Below are 22603 nucleotides of genomic sequence, written 5' to 3'. Positions count from 1 at the left end.
GTGTTACGCCGCGTTCAGCGCCGGGTAATCAAGATAACCCCGCTCGTCCCCGCCATAGAAGGTGGCGCGGTCGGCCTGGGCCAGCGGGGCATTGCGGCGGAACCGTTCCACCAGATCGGGGTTGGCGATATAGGGCACGCCGAAGGCGATGGCATCCGCCGCCCCGTCAGCGATCAGCCGGTCACCAACCTCCCGCGTGATGCCGCCATTCAGGATGAATGGCCCCTTGAAGGTCTGGCGCAGCAGGCCGGCCACCCGCTTGGCGCCCGGCGGCGGGCTCATGTTGTGGTCATCGACAAGCGGTTCGATGACATGCAGGAAAGCCAGATTGAAGCGGTTCAACTGTTCGGCCGCATAGCCGAAGGTGGCCGCCGGATCGCTGTCCGACATGTTGTGATAGGCGCCGTTCGGGCTGAACCGGATGCCGACGCGACCGCTGCCCAGGACATCGGTGACGGCCGCCACCACTTCCAGCATGAAGCGGTTGCGGTTCTCCACCGATCCGCCATAACGGTCAGTGCGCAGGTTGGTGCCGCTGCGGATGAACTGATCGATCAGATAGCCATTGGCCCCATGCAGTTCGACCGCATCGAACCCGGCGGCCTTGGCATTCTCAGCCGCTTTCGCGAAATCGGCCACGATGCCCGCGATCTCGTCGGTTTCCAGGGCACGCGGCGTCTCGTAATCCAGCATGCCCTGCGGGGTGAAGGCCTGACCATCCGGCTTCAGGGCCGACGGGGCCACGGGCAGCGCCCCGCCCGGCTGCAGCACCCGGTGCGACAGGCGACCCACATGCCAGAGCTGGGCCGCAATGCGTCCGCCGGCGGCGTGAACCGCATCGGTCACGCCACGCCATCCGGCCACCTGTTCGGGGCTGTAGATGCCCGGCGTGAAGGCATAGCCCTGACCCTGCTGCGTGATCTGGGTACCTTCGGTGATCAGCAGGCCCGCGCTGGCCCGCTGTACGTAATATTTTGCGGTGGCGGCAGTGGCGACATCGCCCTTTCCTGCGCGCGACCGGGTCATCGGCGCCATGATGACGCGGTTGGGAAGCTCGACATCGCCGAGCATGAAGGGCGACAAAAGATCGGGTTTGCTCATTTTCAAAAGGCCCCTTTGGGGAAGGTTGCGGCGCGTCATGGCCATTGCGGCGGCGCACCAGGTCATGGGCCTTGATGTAATGGAGGACCGCCCCGCGGCAAGTGACAGCGGTCACCACCCGAACTTTCGTTACGAAACGACGACAGGCAATGATGACCACTCGCATTTCGCGTGCAATGCGATAGGATGTGGCGCGGGCCGCACTGGGCCCAGGTCACATAACAGAGAAGATGGTTTCGCTCGAACTCGCCGCGGTCCTGTTCCTGATCCTGTTGAACGGGTTCTTCGCCATGTCGGAAATGGCCGTTGTTTCGGCCCGGAAAATCCGGCTACAGCAAATGGCGGAGGAAGGGCGCCGGGGTGCCGCCGCAGTACTGCTTTTGCAGGAAGACCCCTCGCGCTTCCTGTCCACGGTGCAGATCGGCATCACGCTGATCGGCGTCATCAACGGTGCCGTGGGTGGTGCCACCCTGGCCGAACGCCTGTCCCCCGTGCTGGAAGCCATCCCGGCATTCGCTGGATATGGTGAGACGCTGGCCATCGCCATCGTCGTCATGATCATCACTTACCTGTCGCTGATCGTGGGCGAGTTGGTGCCCAAGCGCATGGCGCTGAACAAGGCGGAGGCCATCGCCTGCTTCGCGGCCCCCATCATGCGCTCCCTCTCCCGCGCCACCGCGCCCTTCGTCTGGCTGCTGGGCGCCAGCACGGAAGCGATGCTGAAGCTGCTGCGCGTGCCGGAAAAGGCCGAGCAGACGGTGACGGAAGAAGAGGTGAAAAGCCTGATCGCCGAGGGCACGGCCAGCGGCGTGTTTGATCCCGGCGAAAAGCGCATGATCGAAGGCGTCATGCGTCTGGCCGACCGCACCGTCCGCTCACTGATGACCCCGCGACCGGAGGTGATGTGGCTGGACATCGATGACGAGCCGGAGAATATCAAGCGCGAGATCAGGGAGGCCGGACACAGCCGCTTCCCCGTGTGCCGCGGCGATTTCGACGATGTCATGGGTGTGGTCCATACTAAGGACCTGCTGCACAGCCTTTTGCAGGGTGGCAAGTTCGACCTGCGCGAGGTCGTGCGCGACGCCCTGATCGTGCATGACGGCACGGAGGTCATGCGCCTGCTGGACCTGTTCAAGCAATCCGGTGAGCATATGGCCATCGTGGTGGACGAATATGGCACCGTGGAGGGCATCGCGACCCTGACCGACGTGCTGGAAGGCATTGCCGGCGAACTGCCCGATGATGGCGGCGAAGACAGCGACATTGTTCGGCGCGCTGATGGGTCCCTGCTGATCGACGGCATGATGGCCGTGGAAGAGGTGGAGGCGCATCTGGGCCTGAAAAGCCTGCGGGACGAGGATAGCGGCTATCACACGCTGGCCGGTTTTCTGCTGTTCAAGCTGGGCCGCATCCCCACCGCCGGCGAATATGCCGACCATGACGGCTACCGTTTCGAAGTGGTCGACATGGATGGGCGCCGCATCGACAAGGTCTTGGTCACCCCGACGCCGGATGCGTGATGGTGCTTCCTGCGCGCGGACAGGCGTGACCTACCCTTCCACAGGGGGGTCCGCCGCGAGACGGGCCAGCGGGACCAGATCGGTCCAGCCATAGGCCACTTCCATCAGGTGGGCACCGGCAAAACTGATCGGCTGTTCGGCCAGCATTTGCCCGCCCAGCCGTTCATAGAAATAGCGTGAAGGATTCTCACGCAACACCCAGACCATGGCCGCCTGGGTGCCGGCGGCCAGGAAATGCTGGGCCATGGCGGCCAGCAGGCGGCGGCCCATCCCCATGCCCTGGGCCTGATCGATCAGGTAGAGCGCGTAGAACTCCCCGTCGAAGCCCGGCAGGCCCGTGCGCTGCGGTCCGCAGGAGGAAAAGCCGACGATGCGCCCCGCGCTGGACGCGACAAAGGTGCGGCGGCCCCGTGGCGGCGCACCGGTCAGCAGCCCGCGCCAGCGCTTTTCATGGGTTGCCGTGGACAGGCCAACCAGATAACGGTCGGGCAGCATGCCGGGATAGGTGGATCGCCAGCTCTCGACATGCACATGCGCGATGCCGGGGGCATCGGATATAGTCGCGGGACGGATCAGGCTGGCGGTCATGCCCCCTCCGGATAGGTCATCCTGCTCTAAGCCGCACAGACTGTCGGCGCTGAGAGCAGGTCTTACAATCCCCCAAGGCGTCGCCGCCATTTGCAGTCACTCGAAAACCGGGCCGATCCATGCTGCCCCAGAAACGTGGACTTGGCGAGGGTGATTGACAAGTGCCGCCCGCTTGGGCTGGATAGGTCCAAAGAGAGCGAGACATTCATGACAAATCCCATGGAAGACAGGCGCGCCGTCAGCGTCATTGTGACGGGCCGTGTCCAGGGTGTCTGGTACCGCGGCTGGACCGTGGAACAGGCCCGTGCCCGGCAACTGGATGGCTGGGTCCGCAACCGCGCCGATGGCAGCGTGGAGGCCCTGTTTGCAGGCCAAAGCACCGATGTCGATGCCATGCTGGACGCCTGCTGGAAAGGCCCGCCCAACGCCATCGTCATCAATGTGAAGGTTGCGGAAAGCGCCGATCCCGGCCTGACCGGCTTTGATCAGCGCCCGACGGAATGAAGGGCAAGCGCCGCCACCGGGCGGCGCCTACCGTCCACCCAGACAGCCTTTTTCCACCGATTGCGCGGCCAGTTCCTGGAACCGGGACAGATAGCGGCCATCGGATGCCATGGCGGGATCGCGGATCGTATCGGCATTCAGTTGCCGCAGCTCATTATCAATGCGCTGACATGGGCTGGCGCAGGCCGAAAGCAGCACAAGCAAAGGTGCAAGCGGCAGCAGCCGCCAGGGTGACAGGGCCAGGACATGCATCGGGCAGCACCATTCCAGACAGGGACAACAATCCCCAATCTGGACGCGGCACCCGGCGAAACCGGGGCCGGCCCATGACCGGATTAAGGCGCGTGATGCCCGCTCAATACCGACGGATCAGGCCGACCAGACGGCCCTGCACATTGACGCGGTCAGAGCCGAAGACGCGGGTTTCATAATTGGGGTTAGCGGGTTCCAGGGCGATGGAATTGCCCTTGCGGCGCAGGCGCTTGAGGGTCACTTCCTGCTGATCGACCAGGGCCACCACGATGGTGCCATTCTCCGCCGTTTCGCAGCGCTGGATAATGACGGTATCTCCATCCAGGATGCCGGCCTCGATCATGCTGTCGCCGGCCACTTCCAGTGCGTAATGGTCACCCGCCGCCAGCATGGAGGCCGGGATGTCGATGGTCACCGAATTGTCGCGCATCGCCTCAATCGGCAGACCGGCAGCGATGCGGCCATAAAGCGGCAGGGCCACCGCTTCGGCATCGTTGCTGGCCTGACGACCGGGCAGGCTGTTGCGGAAATCGCCCTTGATGACGTTGGGCTTGAAACGTGGCGACACGTCCGACGCGGCGGGTGCCGGTGCGGATACCGGGGCGGCGGGCGCTACCTTGGCCTTGGGCATCGGCTTTTCCGGCAAGCGCAGCACCTCCAGCGCGCGGGCGCGGTGGGGCAGACGGCGGATGAAGCCACGCTCCTCCAGACCAGTGATAAGGCGGTGGATGCCGGATTTAGATTTCAGGCCCAGCGCATCCTTCATCTCGTCAAAAGAAGGCGAAACCCCGCCCTCGTTCAGGCGTTCATTGATGAAGAACAGCAGTTCCTGTTGCTTGCGCGTCAGCATGACATCCCCTCACCCGCGACGATGACCGCCCATCCGGCACCGTCATTGTGACCGACATCACTATAGAACAATAACGGAACGCCAAGCAATGTTCTATTTTGGTTCGCATCAGCTGCACGTTGCAGGATGGGGATCGGCCAAGCTGACTACAACCTTTCGGGATAATTATCCTTTGCTAATAATCACACTATTCCGAACGTTATATGGACATCACAGATAGTTCAGGTTAACAACCATCCCGATGAAGGCTAAGCGTCGATAACGTCTAATCCTTTAGGCCCTTTATAGATAAATCTCGTTGGTATTGCCGGTTTCGGGCCAAAACTCAGCTATAACCGACAATTCGAATTCTCAAATACGGGAAAAATCAGAATGTCTTTTTCATTTCGTAGCAATCAGGCTGCAAAACTCTCAGCCTTGCATAAAGCAATAGATATTTCTCAATGTATTATCGAATTTGATCCAACCGGCGTGATATTGGATGCCAACCAGAACTTTCTCGATGCGCTTGGATATTCCCTGGCCGATATCGTTAAAAAACACCATCGCATGTTCTTGAAAGTTAGCGATCACCAACAGCAAAGCTACAAGGATTTTTGGGATCATTTGGCACGCGGGGAGTTTCAATCGGGCGTGTTCCGCCGGATTGACCGGCAGGGCCGGGATGTCTGGATCCGCGCGACCTACAACCCTGTCCTGGACCGTGCCGGGCGGGTGATCCGGGTGGTGAAGCTGGCCAGTGACATCACAGACGCCGTTCACCGCAATGCCGACATGGCCGGCCAGATTGCCGCCATCAACCGCACCCAGGCCGTGATCGAGTTCACCCCGCAGGGGGAGGTCCTGACCGCGAACGAGAATTTCCTTAACGCGCTGGGCTATTCCCTGTCGGAGATCGAGGGAAAGCATCATCGACAGTTCATGCCGACAGAGGACCGGGAAACATCGGAGTATCGCCGTTTCTGGGAAAGGCTTGCCGCCGGTGAGTTCTTCGGGGGGGAATTCCGCCGTGTTCGGCGCAATGGCGGCGACATCTGGATCCAGGCCACCTACACCCCCATTCTGGATGCCGACGGCAATGTTGCCAAGGTCGTGAAGTTTGCGTCCGACATCACGGAACAGAAGCGCCTGAACAGCGACCGGGCCAGCCAGTTGAAGGCCATCTCCAAAAGTCAGGCGGTGATCGAGTTTACGCTGGACGGCACCATCATCGCCGCCAATGAGAATTTCCTGTCGGCACTCGGCTACCGGGCCGAGGAAATTGAAGGTCGCCACCATTCCCTGTTCATGCCGGAGGGGGAGCGGAACAGCGCCGACTACCGTGCCTTCTGGCAGAGGCTGGCCGAGGGGGAATATCAGGCGGGCGAGTTCCGTCGCCGCGCCAAGGACGGGCATGATGTCTGGATTCAGGCGTCCTATAACCCGATCCTGGGGCTGGATGGAAAGCCCTACAAGGTCGTGAAATATGCCACCGACGTGACGCGGCAGGTGCTGGCCCGGCAGCGCAGCGAATATGTGCGCGGCATGATGGAAAGCGTGGCCGCCGGGGCGGAGGAGATGAATGCCTCCATCCGCGAGATCGCCGACAGCATGCGCAAGTCACGCGACGAGGCAGAGGCCGCCAACCGCCGCGTTGATGACGCCGGCACGGTGACCGCGCGCCTGACCAACCTGTCGGACAGCATGGTCGATATCGTGAACCTGATCACCGGCATCACGGGGCAGATCAACCTGCTAGCCCTCAACGCCTCCATCGAGGCGGCGCGCGCCGGGGATGCCGGCAAGGGCTTCGCCGTCGTGGCGCAGGAGGTGAAAAGCCTGGCCACCCAGGCCCGCGCCGCCGCCGACCGCATCGCTGATGATATTGCCGGCCTGCGCGATACCGCCGGTCAAGTCGTCAGCACCCTGGGCAGCATTCAGGGTGCCATCGGGCAGGTGAATGACTATGTCGGCTCCATCGCCGTCGCCGTGGAACAGCAAAGTGCGGTAGCCGGCGAAATGTCGGCCAACATGAACCGCGCGGCGCAGGAGGCGGCGCGGATCGGGGCATAACCTCGTCCGCCGTTACAGCGCGTCCAGCGGCATCACCTGCACCCGGTCCCCGGCCTTGACCGGCGGGGCGTGAGGCGCGCGCAGGATCAGGCAATCGGCCCAGGCCAGACGGCTCAACATACCGCTATCCTGCTTGGGGAACGGTTCGGCGACCAGCCGCCCTTCACCGTCGGTCGACAGTTTGGCGCGGATGAAATCTGCGCGGCTGTCATTGGCGCCCATATCTCGGGCCAGCACCGCGTCTCGCACCTCATCATCGCTGGGCAGCCCCTGCATGGCCAGCAGCAGCGGGCGCAGGAAAAGCCAGGCGCAGACCAGGGCCGACACCGGATTGCCCGGCAGACCGATCATGGGCACGCCATGCATCTGCCCGAACATCAGTGGCTTGCCCGGCCGCATGGCGATTTTCCAGAAATCCAGCTCCAGTCCGGCGGCGCCTAAGACGGAGCGGACCAGATCATGCTCCCCCACCGACGCGCCGCCGATGGTGACCAGCAGGTCGGTGCCCGACGCGGCAGCCACCAGGGTGGACAGGCTGTCGGCGCTGTCACCCGCAATGCCAAGATCCACCGGCTCCCCACCCAACTGCCGCACCAGGGCGCAGAGCGCCAGCGAATTGGAACTGACGATCTGCCCCGCGGCCAGCGTATCGCCGGGCATCACCACCTCATCGCCGGTCGCCAGGATGGAGACACGCGGGCGCCGCCGCACGCGTAGCCAGGGCACGTTCATGGAGGCGGTAAGCGCCAGATCGCGCACCGTCAGGCGGCGCCCCACAGGCACACCGACATCCCCGACGCTGAAATCCTGCCCCGCCGGACGCACCCAACGGCCAGGCCCCCCACCGTCCCTTAACGTGACGGTGGCACCATGATCATCGGCATCCTCCTGCACCACCACCGTATCGGCCCCATCAGGCAGTGCCCCGCCCGTGAAGATGCGTACCGCCTGCCCCGGCCCGACCATGCCCGCGAAGGGCCGGCCCGCCGGCGCCTCCCCGATACGGGTCAGGGTAACGGGGAAGGCGCATATATCGGCGGTACGCACGGCCCAGCCATCCATTGCACTGACCGCCGTCGGCGGATGGGTGACGCGGGCGACGACATCGGCGGCCAGAACACGGCCCAACCCCTGGGTGATGGGCACCTGTTCAGCGGGCAACAGCTTCGCCGCCGCCAGGATGCGGGCGCGGGCCTCGGAAAGCGGGATCAAATCACAGGCTCCGTCTGTCGATGGACGCGACATATTGGGGCATATATCACGCCCTGCAACGGGGCAAGGGTGATGGAAAGGCGATATTTCGCCGATGGGGGGGCGGTCAGGCCCCCGCCCCCACATAGGTCCCGCTCTTCCCACCTTCCTTGTAGGACAGGTGAACGCCGCCGATCACCATGCCCTTATCGACTGCCTTGCACATGTCATAGATGGTGAGTGCGGCCACCGACACGGCGGTCAATGCCTCCATCTCCACACCGGTGCGGCCTTTCAGCTTCACCGTCGCCTCGATCTCCACCCTGGACCCGGCCTCGTCGATGGTGAAATCGACGGCGACCTTGGACAACATCAGGGGGTGGCAGAGCGGGATCAGGTCGGGCGTCTTCTTGGCCGCCATGATGCCGGCCAGCCGCGCCACGCCCAGCACGTCCCCCTTTTCCATGCCGCCATCGCGGATCAGGGAAAGGGTTTCCGGCTTCATGGCGATATGGCCGCGCGCGGTAGCGATGCGCACCGTTTCATCCTTGGCCGAAACATCGACCATGGCGGCGTTGCCAGCCTCATCAAAATGGGTGAGCGGGCTGTTCATGCCGCCTCGATCATGGGGGTGGAAAGCAAGGCCTTGGTCGCCGCCGTCACGTCCGGCTTGGCCATCAGGCTTTCACCGATCAGGAAGCGGCGGGCGCCGGCCTGGGCCAGACGGGTCAGGTCGGCGGGGCTGTGGATGCCGCTTTCGGCCACCAGATGCCGGCCCGCCGGCACCATGGCCGACAGGCGCTCCGTCGTCGCCAGATCGATGGCAAGCGTCTTGAGATTGCGGTTATTCACGCCCAGCAGGCCGCCCGGCAGCTTCAAGGCGCGTTCCATCTCCGCCTCGTCATGCACCTCCACCAGGACGTCCATGCCCAGTTCGACCGTGGCGTCATACAGCTCACGGGCCAGGACATCATCCAGGCAGGCCATGATCAGCAGGATGCAATCAGCGCCCAGCGCCCGGCTTTCCACGATCTGATAGGGATCGATCATGAAATCCTTGCGCAGCGCCGGCAGGTCCACCGCCGCCCGCGCCGCCACCAGGAACCCGTCATCACCCTGGAAATAGGGTACATCGGTCAACACCGACAGGCAGGTGGCGCCGGCGTCGCGGTAGGCGCGCGCCAGGGTTGGCGGGTCGAAATCCGCCCGGATCAGCCCCTTGGACGGGCTGGCCTTCTTGATCTCCGCGATCAGGGCCCAGCGGCCCGCCGCGACGGTGTTTTCCAGGGCCTTGGCAAAACCGCGCGGGGTGGCCTGCGCCTTGGCAAGGTCGGTCACCACGGATAGCGGGCGGGCCGCCTTGGCGCGGGCCACATGCTCGGCCTTATCGGCATTGATGCGGGCCAGGACGTCGGGTTGGCTGTTCATAGCGTCAACGGTGTGTTGGTGATGGAGACAAGCCGGTCCAGCGCCAGACTGGCCTGACCGGATGCGATACAATCGGCGGCCTTGGCCACGCCCACCCTAAGGTCGGGCACGGCATCGGCCACGACAAGGGCAGCAGCCGCATTCAGCAGCACGATGTCGCGATAAGGCCCTGTGGCACCCGACAGCACCGCGCGCAATGCGTCGGCATTTTCCTCCGGCGTGCCACCGCGAAGGTCGGCCAGGGTGACGCGGGTCAGGCCCGCCTGTTCCGGCGTCACCTCAAACCGCCGCACCTGCCCATCGCGCAGTTCGGCGACATGGGTGGGGCCAGTGGTCGTGATCTCGTCCAGCCCGTCGGCCCCCGACACCACCCAGGCGCGGGTGGAGCCCAGGTTGCGCAGCACCTGCGCCAGCGGTTCCACCCATTTGGCGTCATAGACGCCCATGAGCTGCCGCTGCGCCCCCGCCGGGTTGGACAGCGGGCCCATCAGGTTGAAGATGGTGCGCGTGCCCAGTTCCACCCGCGTCGGCCCGACATTGCGCATGGCGGTGTGGTGACGGGTGGCCAGCAGGAAGCCGATATTGGCGTCGAACAGTGCCCGCCTCACCAGCGTGAAATCGGCATCCAGATTGACGCCCAGCGCCGACAGCACATCCCCCGCCCCGGATTTGGACGAAATCGCCCGGTTGCCATGCTTGGCCACCGGCACACCGCAGCCCGCGATGACGAAGGCCACGGCGGTGGAGATGTTATAGGTATGCGCCCCATCCCCGCCGGTGCCGCAGGTATCGATGATGCCGTCCGGCGCCTCGATCTTCAGGGCCTTGGCACGCATGGCACGCACCGCGCCCGTGATCTCCCCCACAGTTTCGCCGCGCACGCGCAGGGCCATAAGGAACCCGCCCATCTGGGCCGGTGTGGCATTGCCGGACATGATGATGGCGAAGGCGTGTTCCGCCTCCTCATCACTCAGGGTAGCGCCGGTAGCGACCTTGGCCAGCAGCGCCTTGAAATCTCCCATATCCCCTGACATCCGGCCCTCACGCCACGCGCAGCTGCGGACCACGGGTCACGCCGGCCAGTTTCAGGAAATTGTCGAAGATCTTGTGCCCATGTTCGGACGCGATGCTTTCCGGGTGGAACTGCACGCCATGGATGGGCAGGATCTTGTGCGACAAGGACATGATCATCCCGTCCGGCAGCCAGGAGGTCGCCTCCAGGCAATCGGGCAGCGTTTCCTTCTCCACAATCAGGGAATGGTAGCGCGTGGCCTTGAACGGGCTGGGCAGGTCGGCCATCAGGCCGCGCCCTTCATGGAAAACGTCCGACAGTTTGCCATGCATCGGCTCCGGCGCGCGGATGACCTTGCCGCCAAAGGCCTGCCCGATGGCCTGATGGCCCAGGCACACGCCCATCAGGGGGATCTTATGTTCCGCCGCCGCATGGATCAGGGGCAGGCAGATGCCGGCCCGGTCCGGGTCGCAGGGGCCGGGCGACAGGACGATGGCTTCCGGCTTCAAGGCCAGCGCTTCATCCACGGACAGGGAATCGTTACGCCAAACCGCCATCTCAGCGCCCAATTCGCCCAGATAATGCACCAGGTTCCAGGTGAAACTGTCGTAATTGTCGATGAACAGCAGCATGGCTCTATTCCGCTATCGGCCCCCAAGGCCTTGGACCGCGAAGCCTACAGACTGACAGCGATGATTTCCAGCCTGTGCAGCCCTGTCCCCGGCGGCGGGCGGCATTGCGGCAGGGGCATTGCGCCGGGTCCCGTATTTGTAGCAGTAAATCGTTCCAGTTCCCGTTGCCAAGGTCGCTCGCCCCATGCCGCCCCAGAAGCCCCGACCCGCCGGAAACAGCAACCGTCCCCGCACCGGCAGAGGGCCGCAGCGCCCGCGCGTGCGCACTGGGGCGGGTGCCGTGAAGCGTGGCCGGGACAGCGTGGTCCGCGCCCGGCGTCTGGCCCTGCTCTGGCTGTCACGCCTGGGTACAGGCGGACGCATCGCCCTGGCGCTGGCCGCCTTGGTGCTGGTGGCGGGGGGGATGACGGCCCTGCTGGGCCAGGAACGCTATCACCCCGTGGCCGCCGGCCCTGCCCTGACCCCGATGGAGGAAGAGGCGGACGCCAGCGGTGCTGACGAGCCGGAGGATGCCAGCGATGAGGAGGCGGCGGAAACCGCCGACCTGCCCACCCGCCCCGGTGCCGCGCCGACCGTGCCGGTCGCGCCGCCCAGTTTCCCCGCACAGCCGCCGGCATCGGTAGAACCAGCGACGTCCCCCGCCGCCCCGCCGGCACAGGTGGCCGCCCTTCCCGCCGCACTGCCACGCCCCCTGCCCCCGCTGGTGGCTGCACCCGCCGGTACGCCCGCCTGGAAACATTTCGCGGTGGCGGCCCCCACCCCCAACGGTCATCCGCGCATCGTGATCGTCATTGACGATATGGGCGTGGACCGGCACCGGTCGGAAAAGGTGGCCGCCCTGCCCGGCCCCCTGACCCTGGCCTGGCTGCCCTATGCCCGCGACCTGCCACAGCAGACGGGAAAGGCCCGCGCGCATGGCCATGAACTGATCGTGCATATGCCCATGGAACCGACCGGCAAGGATGATCCCGGCCCTGGCGCCCTGCTGACCCGCCTGGACGAGGCGACGCTGCGTCAGCGCCTGTCCACCAACCTGTCATCCTTCCAGGGCTTTGTCGGCATCAACAACCATATGGGCAGCCGCTTCACCGCCGACAGCACGGGCATGGCCGTGGTGATGGCGGAACTGGGTGCGCGCGGACTGCTGTTCCTGGACAGCCGCACCACCGCCAACACCGCCGCCGGCCCCCTGTCGGCCCATTATCAGGTGCCGATGCTGTCGCGCGACGTGTTCCTGGACCATGTGATGACGGCACAGGGTGTGGCGGCATCGCTGGCCAAGGTCGAACAGATCGCCCGCAAGAACGGCCTCGCCATTGCCATCGGCCATCCCCACGACGTGACCATCGCCGCACTGACCCAATGGCTACCGACCCTGTCGGAAAAGGGGTTCCAGCTGGTGCCGCTGACGGCGGCGGTAAAATGAAAAACACCCCGGCGATGACGCCAGGGTGTTTTATAGGTTCAGAAGCTGAATTTAGACATATTGCCGGGCTGTTTCACGCAGCATTTCGTCGTACTTATATATATCATCAATGTTCTCAATCTTAAATTTCTCTTCATCCTTACCCCTGAACAGGCCGATATATTTCACAGATTTGCTATTCAGATGCAGTCGAGCCAGTGGCTTACGGTTGTTATTATCAACCAGAATGGCACAATAACTTTTGGCATCTCTGATACTGACCCTTTCACCGGAAATCACATTCCTAACAATCGCCTTCACAACGTAGTAACCCTCCAACTCTTCTTGGGTCGTAACTACCTCCTCCTCACCTTCTGACTTCTGGGGCACCTCAATAGTGGGAGCGGACACCGGCTGAGGCACCGGCTCGACAAAACCGCTACGCGCCAAGGAAGTTGCCGCGCCTGAAGTCATGTCAAGAGCGCTGGAAATTCGGTCGCTTAGTATATCTGCCAGCGCATCATTTATTGCTGATTTTACAAGTCCATAATATTTTTCTTTAACCTTACTTGTCATGCTACCAGAGACAATACGGGATACAAGAATCTTACAGAATTCGTCAGACGGGCTCGTTATTTCTTTAGAGAATTCATTCTTCAATGCAGAACTATATTTAAGATTATTCGCGGTCGAAACAATGTTGTCTACATTGAACTGATCTGAGGAAAATTTCTGAAGCTCAAGTACATCTGCCGATCTGTGAGACAGGAAGTTAAATTTGAAGAATGGTATCTGATCCATCTTGTTGGGTTCATCTATATCCGTATAAAACCAATACTCAATTCCATTGGTAAGAATTGCAAATTTTGCTTCCGTGACATGAAAGTACCGATACAATTGAGACATGTGGACTTCCTTCAAATTTGCAGAAGAACACTTGCACTCAATTAGGATCGATATCTGTCCGCCCACACGGATAGCGTAATCGACTTTTTCACCCTTTTTTATCCCAACATCCGCAACAAATTCGGGCACAACCACATCTGGATTAAAAACATCATACCCAAGCATGTTCAGGAACGGCATTACGAATGCAGTTTTACATGCTTCTTCGGTAAGAATACTCCCACGATGCTTTTCAATTCTACCAACCAGATTGCGAACCTTGTCCTGCATTTCCATAATTCTTACACCACATAGAACAGGTTGATGATATCAGACCGCCAGTCGAACTGACTTCAGGTTTATATTTTTGAATCAAATTATCCGATGAGGCAAGCTTGGATATAGTCCATACCCTTACTTCCCCAGATGCGTCTTCAAGAACTTCTCCCACGCCTCCAGCACGGTCTTCATCTGTGCCGTGACGATGGGCGAATGGTCCATGCCCTTGATCTCCACATACTCGACTGGCTTTCCGGCCCGTTCCAGGGCGCGGCGCATGTCGCGGCTGTGGGCGACGGAGGCTTGATAGTCCAGATCGCCATGCACCAGCAGGATCGGCACCTTGATCTTGTCGGCCTGATGATAGGGGGAGATGGGTTTCAGCGCGTCGGGATTGTCGCCGAAATACAGGCCGCGCGTGATGTTGCCAAAGCCTGACGATTTCACCTCTTCATAGAGCCGTTCCAGATTGGCCACCGGTGCCGTGGCAACGGCGCATTTAAACAGGTCGGGCGTCTTCACCGCCGCCATCAACGCCGCATAGCCGCCATAGGACCATCCCAGGATGCACATGCGGTTGGGGTCGGCATAGCCCTGGGCAACGGCCCATTTGGTGGCATCGGTGACATCATCCTGCATCAAGCCGCCCCACTGCTTTTCACCCGCCTCATTGAAGGCGGCGCCATAGCCGGTGGAGCCACGGAAATTAGGCTGCAGCACGCCATAACCACGATTGGCCAGGAACTGCGCCATCACATCGAACGTGCCGTCATCGCGGGAGAATGGCCCGCCATGGGGCATAATAATGAAGGGCAGGTTCCGGCCCTCCACCCCCACCGGCAGGATCAGATAGCCGGGGATCTCCGTGCCATCGGTGGCCTTGTAGGTGATGGGCTGCCGCTTGCTGACACTTTCCTGCGGAATTGCGGGATAGGTGTCACCGAACAGCGAGAATTCCTTGGTTCGGCGATCAAACATGCGATAGGTAGTCGGCGCGTTCAGGGCATAGCTGGCGACCAAGATCAGGTTGCCGTCGGCTGCCGTGTCGATCACGATCTCCCGGCTGTCGGGCAGCGCCTTGTCCAGCGCGTCCTGCAGCTTCTGAACGGCGGGGTCCAGCCATTGCCGGCGCGGCAGATCGTCCATCCAGGCGATAGCCACCACGGCGCCTCGCTGAACGACGGCGCTACTCACATCAAAGCGCGGATCGCTGGCGACTTTCTCCCCCATCTGGTCATTGGTGAGATCATATTTATAGACGGCGGAACGGTCGCCCTCATGCCGGGACGCCACGAACAGATTCTGGCCCGACGCATCGAAGCCCAGAATGCCGAAGCCGCCATCATCCTCCAGCACCTTGTTCTTCATCATCAATTCGAAATCGCCGCCCGCGACGCGGCGCAGGTACCGGCTTTCCAGCCTGCGGTCGTCATAGGTTTCCGCGATGCGGATTTCGCCCGTGGGGTCGGGAATATATTCGGTGACGTTCCGGATGGGGCGACGCACGCGGGTAAAGGCACCCGTGATCACGTTCAGCTTCACCACACCCGGCCACGGGCCATCATCGGTGGGAAACGCGGCCAGCACATATTCATCATCGATGAATTGCAGGATCGGCGTGTGCTGCAGGAAATAGCCATTGTCGGGCGGGCGCTGCAACAGGACCTTCATTTCCTTCAGATCGCGCGACATGGACACGGTGCGTGTAAAGCGCAGGGGCTTGCGACCGTCACTGGTGCTCATCTTCTCGGTCGTCAGGATGCGGACCAGCAGGCGCTCATTGCTGATCCAGTCGAAGCCGATGATCTCCGCATCCGACGGGCCGATGACGGCGGGCTTCTCCCCCGGGGTCAAGGGCAGTTTGCGCACCACCAGATGCTGGCGGCCACTGACGGGGGCCAGGAAGGCGACATGGCTGCCGTCGGGCGACATGTCGACATCGGCCATCACGGGCTGGTGGGCGAAAAAATCCACCGGGATTTCGGGTACGGCCTCCGCCAGTGCGGCACCACCATACAGCCCGACAAGCAGCGCACCGGCGAACCGGGCCGCACCCCACAATCCACGCATTCCCACTCCCCGTTTCTGTGGCGTTCCCCAACGCCTTGAACTGAAATGGAGCGTAGAATATTCCCCGCCACCCGGTAAAGGGCCGCGCACACGCGCTAGAGGAAACTGTAAGGATCAATATCAACCTGCACACGTATGGATGCGGGCACCTCGACCCTGCTCAGCCAATCATACAGGACAGGTTGCAATGACAGCGTTTTCGGCCCCTTGATCAGCAACCGGCGGCGGTATCGCCCGCGCAGGATAGCCAGCGGGGCCGGTGCAGGGCCGAGAATCGTCAGATCCTCCCGGTCGCGCGGTGCGGCCCGGCCCAGGGCGGCAGCGATGGCGTCCACCGCCCCTTCATCCTCACCCGACACAATCAGCGCGGCCATGCGGCCAAACGGCGGCATCTCCAGCTGCCGGCGCTGATCGGCCTCCACCGCCAGGAAACTGTCGCGGTCATGGCTGGCCAGCGCCTGCATGACCGGGTTCTCCGGCATATAGGTTTGCAGCATGACCCGACCGGGCCGTTCCTCGCGCCCCGCCCGTCCCGCCACCTGATGCAGCAACTGGAAGGTGCGTTCAGAGGCGCGCGGATCACCCCCGGCCAGCCCCAGATCGGCATCGACCACACCGACCAGTGTCAGCATGGGGAAATGGTGGCCCTTGGCCATGACTTGGGTACCGATCAGCAGATCGACGGCTCCCTCCTTCACCTGCTCAATCACCGTGCGCAAAGCCTGCGGCCCGGACAGGGTGTCGGAGGTCATCATGGCGATGCGGGCATCGGGGAACAGGGCCGCCACCTCCTCCGCCACCCGCTCCACACCGGGGCCGCAGGCCACGAAACTGCCTTCCGCCTCGCATTCCGGGCAAGCATCTGGGCTTTTTGCCTGATAACCGCAATGATGGCATTGCAGGCGTTTGGTCAGCCGGTGTTCGACCAGCCATGCGGTACAGTTCGGGCATTGCAGCCGGTGGCCACAGCCGCGGCACAGGGTCAGAGGCGCATAGCCACGCCGGTTCAGGAACAGCATCCCCTGCTCGCCGGCCAGCATGGTCTGGGACAGCGCCTCGCGCAGTACGGGCGACAGCCATTGTCTTGCCGGCGGTGCCTGTTCCTTGCGCCGCATGTCGATCAGGGTGACATCGGGCATGCTGGCCCCGCCATGGCGCGACGGCAGGTCGATGCGGCTGTAGCGCCCATTTTCGGCATTCACCAGCGTTTCCAGCGACGGGGTTGCCGATGCCAGGACGATGGGAAACCGGCCCAGATGGGCGCGCGCCACCGCCATGTCGCGGGCATGATAAATGACACCGTCTTCCTGCTTGAAGGCGGCCTCATGTTCCTCATCCACCACGATCAGGCCCAGATCGGGATAGGGCAGGAACAGGGCCGACCGCGCGCCCACCACCACCCGCGCCTCCCCCTTGGCGACCGCGCGCCAGGTATGGCGACGCAGCGGCGGGGCCATTTCCGAATGCCATTCAGCGGGGCGCACCCCGAACCGCTGCGCAAACCGGTCCAGCCATTGCGCCGACAAGGCAATTTCCGGCAGCAGGACCAGCGCCTGCTTGCCGGTGCGCAGGGCGGCGGCCACGGCCTCGAAATAGACCTCGGTCTTGCCCGATCCGGTAACCCCGTCCAGAAGCGTCGCCGAATAGCCACCGGCCGACACCTTGGCCGACAGATCATCGGCGGCCAGACGCTGTGCGCCCGACAGGGTCTTGGGATTGGCATCCGGGTCGGGCCGGGGAAAGCGCGGCAGGGCCAGCATAGGAACGGTGGTCAGCACACCCGCCTCCGCCAGCCCCCTGACCACACCCGTTCCGCACCCGGCCTCGGCCGCCACATCGGCGGCCAGACGCGGCGGCCCGTCGGACAGGATTTCCAGGATGCGCTTGCGGGCCGGGGTCAGGCGCAGGTCGTCCGGTACCGGGGCATCGCTGCGCGTATAGGCGGTCAGGGCGCGCGGGTCCTCCAGGGCGGCGGACACCGACACGGCCATGCGCAGGACGGCCCCCACGGGCGACATCGTGTAGGCCGCAACCCATTCCACAAACCGCCGCGTGATCTCCGGCATGGGGGGCAGGTCGATGGCGCGCATGACGGGGCGCAACTTGCGCTCCTCCACCCGCTCTCCCTGCCCATCCCCATCGGCCCAGACCACACCGAACAGGCGGCGCGGCCCCAGCGGCACTTCCACATAGGAACCGGGCACCAGCGCCATGTCGCCGGGCACGCGGTAATCATAGGGTTCAGGCAGCGGCAAGGGCAGCTGCACCCGCACGCGCGCCGATGGCGCCATCACCCCGGAAAGCAGATCACCGGTCAATTGTCGTTATCCACGTGGCGGCTGATATCCATGCTTTCGTGCAGGACGCGCAGTATCGTTATGAAGCCATTCGCCGACAGGCGGTAAACAATCAGGTGCCGGGGGGCCTTTACCTGCGTCTGCTTAACGTGACGCAGGTGATAAGTGAGCAAACTCTCTCCCGAATGCCGAACGACCGTCACACCACGCCGGCGCGGCTCTGACACGATGCTGGCGACACCTAGTCGGATTAGCTCATTGTAGGTTTTCCGCATCGGATTGCCAAAGTTGGCACCGGTATAGTCAGAAATGCCCTTGATGTCGCCTGCCGCCAGTTCGGTAAGCTTATACCGCTTCATTGTCGACTACTGGGATCTGGTAGCTGCCCGCTCGGAGGCCTCTTCGCCAAGGCGCTCCAAGTAGGCGTCAAGATCGTCGACATTGTCGAACTCGACATACCGACCGGCCTCCAGATCGTCCAACCCCGCCTGCACAGCGGCGTTGAACGCCTCCAGCCTGGCCTTGTCCGCCGCCTCGCGCCGTTCGATCAGGCGGATGCCTTCGCGCAGGACCTCGCTGGCATTCTGGTAGCGGCCAGAACGCACCAGTTCCTCGATCACTTTTTCGTGATGGTCGGTCAGGACGACATTGCGCGTGGGCATGGGGCACCTCCGTATCAGGCCCCATTCTCCCACAATTGGCAGATCATGCCAATGGAACCGGTCTTAGCGTTTCAGCAGCCGGTCGGACGCCAGCCCGGCCAGGGCGCAGCCGCACAGCACGGCGCACATGGGCAGGGGCGAGCCGCCGGTGGACAGCGCCCCCACGATGCCGCCCGCGACGGCACCGATGGTCAGCTGCAAGGCCCCCGACAGGGATGATGCCGTGCCTGCCATGTGCGGAAAGGCGGCCAGCGATCCCGCCATGCCGTTCGCCCCCACCAGACCCAGCGCACCCAGATAGAAGAACAGCGGAATGGCCACGCCGAACACGCCGCCAATGCCGAACCCGCCGGTGACGATCAGAACGGCGCCGATGCCGGCAGTGGCCAGAATGCCCCAGCCCATCATGCGGTCCACACCGAACCGCAGGACCAGCCGGCTGTTCACGACATTGGCGATCATCAGCGCCACGACATTGATGCCGAACAGGAAGCCGAAATGTTCCGGCGCCACCCCGAAATGTTCGATGTAAACAAACGGCGTGCCGGAGATATAGGCGAACATCCCGGCAAACACGAAGCCCGACGACAGGGCATAGCCCATGAACCGCCGGTCCAGCAGCAGCAAAGCATAGTTGGACAGCAGGCCACCCGAGCGGTAGCCCACAGGCCGCGCCGTTTCCTTGACCGTCAGCAGGCCCAGCCCCGCCAGCAGCCCGAAAACGCACAGGCACCAGAATATGCCGCGCCAGCCGACATGATCCAGCACCTGCCCGCCCGCCAGCGGTGCCAGCATGGGGGCCACCCCCATGACCAGCATCATCAGCGACATGACGGACGCGCCCCGGTCACGGTCGAAACTGTCGCGCACCATGGCCCGCGCGATGACGGGCGCCGCGCAGGCCCCGACACCATGCAGGAAACGCCACGCCGTCAGCGACCAGATATCGGGCGCCAGGGCACAGCCGGCACTGGCCAGGATGAATAAAGCCACGCCAATCGCCGCCGGTCCCTTGCGGCCATAACGGTCGCCCAGCGGGCCCCACAGCAACTGTCCGGCACCATAACCGATCAGGAAAATCGACAGGGTCATCTGCACTGCCGCCTGATCGGCATGCAGATCAGCGCCGATGGATGGCAGGGCCGGCAGATACATGTCGATGGCCATCGGCCCGAACATGGTCAGAAAGCCCATGACCACCACGAACCATGTAAAGCTGGTGCCGGGCGGCAACCCGCCGCCAACGGCAATGGCCTGTCCGCCCGCCGCCTGTTCGGTGGGAATGTTCCCGATGTCACCGCTGCGCATGATGTGCTGATCCTGAACCGATCACCCGGTTGGTACCGGGCGGTGCATTAATTAAAGCACCGGCCGCCGCACTGCACATCAAGCCTGTCCCGATGGCAGCCGCCCACCCACCGCATGGCGCGACCCCTCAACCCTGCCCACCAAGCATGCGGTCGTATTCAGCCTCCAGCGCCGTATGCCGGGTCCAGAAGCCAGGGGCCAGCTGCCCCTCCAATTGCGCGGCCAGGATTTCCAGATGCGTGTGCCAGCCGCCGGCCACGCTGATCATCATGCCATGCCCACCCAGGCGGCGGTGGGTCAGGATCAGGCGGACCTTGTCCCCCACGGACGACAGTTCGATTGTCACCTCCGACGGCTGGCTGTCCTCCGCCCAGGTGAAGGACAGCAGCCGCCCCGGTTCCCAGGCAAGGATGCGGCCATGGGTGGAGACGCCATCCTGGCAATTATCCTGATATTTGGCGGGGATGTCGGTATCGCCCAGCCCCAGCTTGGTATTGTGGAATTCCAGGCGGAAAGGGGTGCCCACCCTGCCCTGCATTTCCCCGAAGGCCAGCCAGCGTCCCCGCTTCTCGCTGTCGGTCAGGAAGGACCAGACCTTTTCCAGCGGCCCCGGCAGCAGCCGTTCGAACCGTACGGCACCCGCCTCTGTCACCACGCCAAAATCACTCATCTCCCTGATCCTCCAGCAGTGCCTGTTCCAGCGCATCCAGCCGCGACGCCCAGAAACCGCGCAGCCGCGCGATCCAGGCATCCATCGCGTCCAGTCCCGCCGGGTCCAGGCTGTAGATACGGCGCTGCCCCTCCACCCGCACCCGCACCAGTTCCGCTTCGCGCAGCACCTTCAGATGCTGGGAAACGGCGGGGGCGCTGATGCTGCCCTGGGCCTGAAGCCGGCTGACGATATCCCCAGCGGCAAGGGCGCGCTGCCCCAGCATTTCCAGGATCGAACGGCGTGTCGGGTCGGCAAGGGCGGTGAAGCTGTCCATGGGATGATATTTCGTTATTTACTTAATTAAGTCAAATCAAAAATAACGGGCCCGAAAAATGGCGCCATCCCCACCGGGAACGGCGCCATCATCTCATTCCGGCTTGGGCGGCGGTGCCAGAGGGGCAACCGGCAGGCCCGTACGCTCGGCATTATGCATGACGTCACGTGCCATAGGCGCCAGCTTGGCCAGCAGCTTGTTCTGCGCCCAGAAGGGCACGCCCTGCACGTTCATCGTATCCTGCAAAATCTCCACCAGTCGGTTGAAATGCTCCCGCCGGATCTCGAACCGCGCATGGGATTGCTGCATGGTCTGGCCGGTATAGGTGCAGGGGCCGGACAGTTCGGCACAGAACTGGTCGGCCAGCATCTTGCGCAGCCGTTCCGGATTGCTGTCCTTGAAGAAGGCGCCGATCTTGGCATCCTGCTCCATGCGCGTCACGAAATCGGTAGCCAGGCGGTCGATCCCCGCCTTGCCGCCAAAGGCATCAAAGGCGGCCGTGTCGGCGGCCAGGGCCGGGGCGGAGAACGCCAGAAGCCCGGCCAACAGCAGGTGTTTCAGGTTTGCCATGGCGTCAGAACCCCACTTGCAGGGAAAGATAAAGCGCCTTCTGCTTGTCCCGGATGGCAACGGTGCCCAGGTCAGCATAAGCGACGGTCAGGGAGACGTTCTTGGTCGGCACCCAGGCCACGAACACATCAACCCAGTCGCTTTCCCTGACGATGGCCAGATTGTCCGGCTTTGACCGATATTCCACCCCGATCAGCAGGTTGCGGTTGATCAGATACCCCGCGCTGCCTTCCAGCATCGGTTCATAGCCATTGCCGGTGCCGCCAAAGCCCAGAATGCCGATCTCATTGGCCTTGGTCATGCGGACGGTACCGTTCAGCAGCAGGCTATAGTCCAGCAGCAGCTTGGTGGCCGAGACATAGAAGTCCGTACCATTGCCGCTGCGCGCGCCGATGGCCTTCAACAGACTGTCGCGTTCATTGTCCTTGTACTGGATACCGGCGGATACCTGCGGCACCCAGCTATCCTGGTCGATGATGGCATCGCCGAACAGCCGCACCTTGGCGCCCAGCACCGTCTGCCGGAACTCATACCCCTTGCCCAGGCCAAGGGCGGCGCCCACCTGGCGCGTGTCGAAGACATGCTTGGCCGCCGACAGTTCGACCCGGTCGAACAGGCCGATGGCGCCACCATAGGCGGTCAGGCGGTAATCATCGGCATAGACCTTGGTCAGGAAGGCATTGGCCCCGACCTGATCATCGGTACCATAGCCGGTGATGACGGCCCAAGGCGTCAGGCCGCCACCGCCCGCCCCTTCAACCTGCGTCACACCGCCGGTCGCCAGCAGCTTGCCGCCGGTATTTTCCTGCGGAGCTGTCTCCAGGGCGCGCGGACGCACCGTCGCCGTCTTGGTGGGCTTGCCTACCACGATCTGCGCCGCCGCCGGCCCAGCCAACGCCATGGCCGTGATACCGGCCAGCAATCCCAAACCCCGGACCATGCCGCCCCCTTTGCTTGCCCTTCTCTCCACATCAGGAGGTAGAACGAACGGGGCGGCTGGTCCAGGGG

General features: G+C 63.2%; 23 protein-coding genes and 1 pseudogene. 5 read left to right on the top strand and 19 right to left on the bottom strand.

What is annotated here, in order from left to right; all coding sequences use genetic code 11:
• Positions 1–3 precede the first annotated feature (3 nt).
• Entirely contained in the window at positions 4–1101 is a 1098-nt protein-coding gene (locus tag ACT6Q8_RS07090; protein WP_054166086.1) for an alkene reductase, read from the bottom strand.
• A 230-nt stretch (positions 1102–1331) separates the two neighbouring features.
• On the opposite strand from ACT6Q8_RS07090, the gene ACT6Q8_RS07085 reads away from it, so the two are divergent.
• The gene (locus tag ACT6Q8_RS07085; protein ID WP_444734620.1) at positions 1332–2624 is read left to right on the top strand and encodes a hemolysin family protein; all 1293 of its coding nucleotides are present in this window, start codon (positions 1332–1334) and stop codon (positions 2622–2624) included.
• Between the two features lie 30 nt (positions 2625–2654).
• Here the strand turns inward: ACT6Q8_RS07085 and ACT6Q8_RS07080 are convergent, their stop codons facing one another.
• On the bottom strand, positions 2655–3212 hold the full coding sequence (locus tag ACT6Q8_RS07080) for a GNAT family N-acetyltransferase (RefSeq protein WP_054166088.1): 558 nt from the start codon (positions 3210–3212) through the stop codon (positions 2655–2657).
• 219 nt (positions 3213–3431) lie between these two features.
• Here ACT6Q8_RS07080 and ACT6Q8_RS07075 point away from each other — a divergent pair, with 219 nt between their 5' ends.
• Positions 3432–3716 (top strand): acylphosphatase, encoded by a 285-nt coding sequence (locus ACT6Q8_RS07075; RefSeq protein WP_054166089.1) that lies wholly within the window; start codon positions 3432–3434, stop codon positions 3714–3716.
• Positions 3717–3743: 27 nt separating this feature from the next.
• On the opposite strand, the gene ACT6Q8_RS07070 is transcribed toward ACT6Q8_RS07075, so the two are convergent.
• Positions 3744–3968: a hypothetical protein gene (locus ACT6Q8_RS07070; RefSeq protein WP_054166090.1), complete on the bottom strand. Its 225-nt coding sequence runs from the start codon at positions 3966–3968 to the stop codon at positions 3744–3746.
• A 103-nt stretch (positions 3969–4071) separates the two neighbouring features.
• Positions 4072–4818 carry a transcriptional repressor LexA gene (lexA, locus tag ACT6Q8_RS07065; protein ID WP_054166091.1) on the bottom strand — a complete coding sequence of 249 codons (747 nt, stop codon included), beginning with the start codon at positions 4816–4818 and terminating at the stop codon, positions 4072–4074.
• Between the two features lie 372 nt (positions 4819–5190).
• Here lexA and ACT6Q8_RS07060 point away from each other — a divergent pair.
• Together ACT6Q8_RS07060 and ACT6Q8_RS07055 are read left to right on the top strand one after the other, a co-directional pair.
• Positions 5191–6312 (top strand): annotated as a pseudogene (locus ACT6Q8_RS07060) (PAS domain-containing protein); the annotation flags it as partial.
• Positions 6313–6342: 30 nt separating this feature from the next.
• Positions 6343–6870, top strand: a complete 528-nt coding sequence (locus ACT6Q8_RS07055) for a methyl-accepting chemotaxis protein (RefSeq protein ID WP_444734638.1) — start codon at positions 6343–6345, stop codon at positions 6868–6870.
• A gap of 12 nt (positions 6871–6882) precedes the next feature.
• Here the strand turns inward: ACT6Q8_RS07055 and ACT6Q8_RS07050 are convergent, their stop codons facing one another.
• From ACT6Q8_RS07050 to ACT6Q8_RS07030, 5 genes are all read right to left on the bottom strand, one after another.
• Positions 6883–8082 (bottom strand): molybdopterin molybdotransferase MoeA, encoded by a 1200-nt coding sequence (locus ACT6Q8_RS07050; RefSeq protein WP_444734618.1) that lies wholly within the window; start codon positions 8080–8082, stop codon positions 6883–6885.
• Positions 8083–8188: 106 nt separating this feature from the next.
• Entirely contained in the window at positions 8189–8674 is a 486-nt protein-coding gene (gene moaC, locus ACT6Q8_RS07045; protein WP_444734617.1) for a cyclic pyranopterin monophosphate synthase MoaC, read from the bottom strand.
• On the bottom strand, positions 8671–9489 hold the full coding sequence (gene trpC, locus ACT6Q8_RS07040; RefSeq protein WP_444734616.1) for an indole-3-glycerol phosphate synthase TrpC: 819 nt from the start codon (positions 9487–9489) through the stop codon (positions 8671–8673). The genes moaC and trpC overlap by 4 nt, the downstream gene beginning before the upstream one ends.
• Positions 9486–10511 carry an anthranilate phosphoribosyltransferase gene (gene trpD / locus ACT6Q8_RS07035; RefSeq protein ID WP_444734615.1) on the bottom strand — a complete coding sequence of 342 codons (1026 nt, stop codon included), beginning with the start codon at positions 10509–10511 and terminating at the stop codon, positions 9486–9488. The genes trpC and trpD overlap by 4 nt, the downstream gene beginning before the upstream one ends.
• A gap of 19 nt (positions 10512–10530) precedes the next feature.
• Positions 10531–11133, bottom strand: coding sequence for an anthranilate synthase component II (locus ACT6Q8_RS07030; RefSeq protein WP_054166096.1), 603 nt, complete (start codon positions 11131–11133; stop codon positions 10531–10533).
• A gap of 280 nt (positions 11134–11413) precedes the next feature.
• On the opposite strand from ACT6Q8_RS07030, the gene ACT6Q8_RS07025 reads away from it, so the two are divergent.
• A complete protein-coding gene (locus ACT6Q8_RS07025) occupies positions 11414–12559 on the top strand; it encodes a divergent polysaccharide deacetylase family protein (RefSeq protein ID WP_444734614.1) in 1146 nt (381 codons plus the stop codon).
• 51 nt (positions 12560–12610) lie between these two features.
• On the opposite strand, the gene ACT6Q8_RS07020 is transcribed toward ACT6Q8_RS07025, so the two are convergent.
• From ACT6Q8_RS07020 to ACT6Q8_RS06975, 10 genes are all read right to left on the bottom strand, one after another.
• Complete coding sequence (locus tag ACT6Q8_RS07020) at positions 12611–13720, bottom strand: type I restriction endonuclease (RefSeq protein ID WP_444739360.1); 1110 nt, start codon at positions 13718–13720, stop codon at positions 12611–12613.
• A 117-nt stretch (positions 13721–13837) separates the two neighbouring features.
• A complete protein-coding gene (locus ACT6Q8_RS07015) occupies positions 13838–15772 on the bottom strand; it encodes an alpha/beta hydrolase family protein (protein WP_444734612.1) in 1935 nt (644 codons plus the stop codon).
• A 95-nt stretch (positions 15773–15867) separates the two neighbouring features.
• Positions 15868–18063 (bottom strand): primosomal protein N', encoded by a 2196-nt coding sequence (locus ACT6Q8_RS07010; protein ID WP_444734637.1) that lies wholly within the window; start codon positions 18061–18063, stop codon positions 15868–15870.
• Between the two features lie 23 nt (positions 18064–18086).
• Positions 18087–18428, bottom strand: a complete 342-nt coding sequence (locus tag ACT6Q8_RS07005) for a type II toxin-antitoxin system RelE/ParE family toxin (protein ID WP_054166100.1) — start codon at positions 18426–18428, stop codon at positions 18087–18089.
• A 6-nt stretch (positions 18429–18434) separates the two neighbouring features.
• A complete protein-coding gene (locus ACT6Q8_RS07000) occupies positions 18435–18731 on the bottom strand; it encodes a type II toxin-antitoxin system ParD family antitoxin (RefSeq protein WP_054166101.1) in 297 nt (98 codons plus the stop codon).
• A gap of 63 nt (positions 18732–18794) precedes the next feature.
• Positions 18795–20039 carry a Bcr/CflA family multidrug efflux MFS transporter gene (locus ACT6Q8_RS06995; protein WP_082371954.1) on the bottom strand — a complete coding sequence of 415 codons (1245 nt, stop codon included), beginning with the start codon at positions 20037–20039 and terminating at the stop codon, positions 18795–18797.
• Positions 20040–20166: 127 nt separating this feature from the next.
• On the bottom strand, positions 20167–20709 hold the full coding sequence (locus ACT6Q8_RS06990) for an SRPBCC family protein (RefSeq protein WP_054166102.1): 543 nt from the start codon (positions 20707–20709) through the stop codon (positions 20167–20169).
• The gene (locus tag ACT6Q8_RS06985; protein ID WP_054166103.1) at positions 20702–21025 is read right to left on the bottom strand and encodes an ArsR/SmtB family transcription factor; all 324 of its coding nucleotides are present in this window, start codon (positions 21023–21025) and stop codon (positions 20702–20704) included. The genes ACT6Q8_RS06990 and ACT6Q8_RS06985 overlap by 8 nt, the downstream gene beginning before the upstream one ends.
• A gap of 93 nt (positions 21026–21118) precedes the next feature.
• Complete coding sequence (locus tag ACT6Q8_RS06980) at positions 21119–21595, bottom strand: group I truncated hemoglobin (protein WP_054166104.1); 477 nt, start codon at positions 21593–21595, stop codon at positions 21119–21121.
• A gap of 4 nt (positions 21596–21599) precedes the next feature.
• On the bottom strand, positions 21600–22535 hold the full coding sequence (locus ACT6Q8_RS06975) for a DUF3034 family protein (protein WP_444734611.1): 936 nt from the start codon (positions 22533–22535) through the stop codon (positions 21600–21602).
• Positions 22536–22603 lie beyond the last annotated feature (68 nt).

The organism is Niveispirillum sp., from assembly GCF_052437035.1.
In the GTDB taxonomy this organism is placed as follows: Bacteria; Pseudomonadota; Alphaproteobacteria; order Azospirillales; family Azospirillaceae; genus Niveispirillum.
Note: the sequence above shows the minus strand (reverse complement) of the source record. Positions and strands in the feature narration are given on the sequence as shown.

Excerpts from the sequence above, each read along its gene's own strand:
- ACT6Q8_RS07090 (WP_054166086.1), bottom strand. The coding sequence starts at position 1,101 with ATGAGCAAACCCGATCTTTTGTCGCCCTTCATGCTCGGCGATGTCGAG.
- ACT6Q8_RS07085 (WP_444734620.1), top strand. The coding sequence starts at position 1,332 with ATGGTTTCGCTCGAACTCGCCGCGGTCCTGTTCCTGATCCTGTTGAAC.
- ACT6Q8_RS07080 (WP_054166088.1), bottom strand. The coding sequence starts at position 3,212 with ATGACCGCCAGCCTGATCCGTCCCGCGACTATATCCGATGCCCCCGGC.
- ACT6Q8_RS07075 (WP_054166089.1), top strand. The coding sequence starts at position 3,432 with ATGGAAGACAGGCGCGCCGTCAGCGTCATTGTGACGGGCCGTGTCCAG.
- ACT6Q8_RS07070 (WP_054166090.1), bottom strand. The coding sequence starts at position 3,968 with ATGCATGTCCTGGCCCTGTCACCCTGGCGGCTGCTGCCGCTTGCACCT.
- lexA (WP_054166091.1), bottom strand. The coding sequence starts at position 4,818 with ATGCTGACGCGCAAGCAACAGGAACTGCTGTTCTTCATCAATGAACGC.
- ACT6Q8_RS07055 (WP_444734638.1), top strand. The coding sequence starts at position 6,343 with ATGATGGAAAGCGTGGCCGCCGGGGCGGAGGAGATGAATGCCTCCATC.
- moaC (WP_444734617.1), bottom strand. The coding sequence starts at position 8,674 with ATGAACAGCCCGCTCACCCATTTTGATGAGGCTGGCAACGCCGCCATG.
- trpC (WP_444734616.1), bottom strand. The coding sequence starts at position 9,489 with ATGAACAGCCAACCCGACGTCCTGGCCCGCATCAATGCCGATAAGGCC.
- trpD (WP_444734615.1), bottom strand. The coding sequence starts at position 10,511 with ATGGGAGATTTCAAGGCGCTGCTGGCCAAGGTCGCTACCGGCGCTACC.
- ACT6Q8_RS07030 (WP_054166096.1), bottom strand. The coding sequence starts at position 11,133 with ATGCTGCTGTTCATCGACAATTACGACAGTTTCACCTGGAACCTGGTG.
- ACT6Q8_RS07020 (WP_444739360.1), bottom strand. The coding sequence starts at position 13,720 with ATGGAAATGCAGGACAAGGTTCGCAATCTGGTTGGTAGAATTGAAAAG.
- ACT6Q8_RS07015 (WP_444734612.1), bottom strand. The coding sequence starts at position 15,772 with ATGCGTGGATTGTGGGGTGCGGCCCGGTTCGCCGGTGCGCTGCTTGTC.
- ACT6Q8_RS07010 (WP_444734637.1), bottom strand. The coding sequence starts at position 18,063 with ATGGCGCCATCGGCGCGCGTGCGGGTGCAGCTGCCCTTGCCGCTGCCT.
- ACT6Q8_RS07005 (WP_054166100.1), bottom strand. The coding sequence starts at position 18,428 with ATGAAGCGGTATAAGCTTACCGAACTGGCGGCAGGCGACATCAAGGGC.
- ACT6Q8_RS07000 (WP_054166101.1), bottom strand. The coding sequence starts at position 18,731 with ATGCCCACGCGCAATGTCGTCCTGACCGACCATCACGAAAAAGTGATC.
- ACT6Q8_RS06995 (WP_082371954.1), bottom strand. The coding sequence starts at position 20,039 with ATGCGCAGCGGTGACATCGGGAACATTCCCACCGAACAGGCGGCGGGC.
- ACT6Q8_RS06990 (WP_054166102.1), bottom strand. The coding sequence starts at position 20,709 with ATGAGTGATTTTGGCGTGGTGACAGAGGCGGGTGCCGTACGGTTCGAA.
- ACT6Q8_RS06985 (WP_054166103.1), bottom strand. The coding sequence starts at position 21,025 with ATGGACAGCTTCACCGCCCTTGCCGACCCGACACGCCGTTCGATCCTG.
- ACT6Q8_RS06980 (WP_054166104.1), bottom strand. The coding sequence starts at position 21,595 with ATGGCAAACCTGAAACACCTGCTGTTGGCCGGGCTTCTGGCGTTCTCC.
- ACT6Q8_RS06975 (WP_444734611.1), bottom strand. The coding sequence starts at position 22,535 with ATGGTCCGGGGTTTGGGATTGCTGGCCGGTATCACGGCCATGGCGTTG.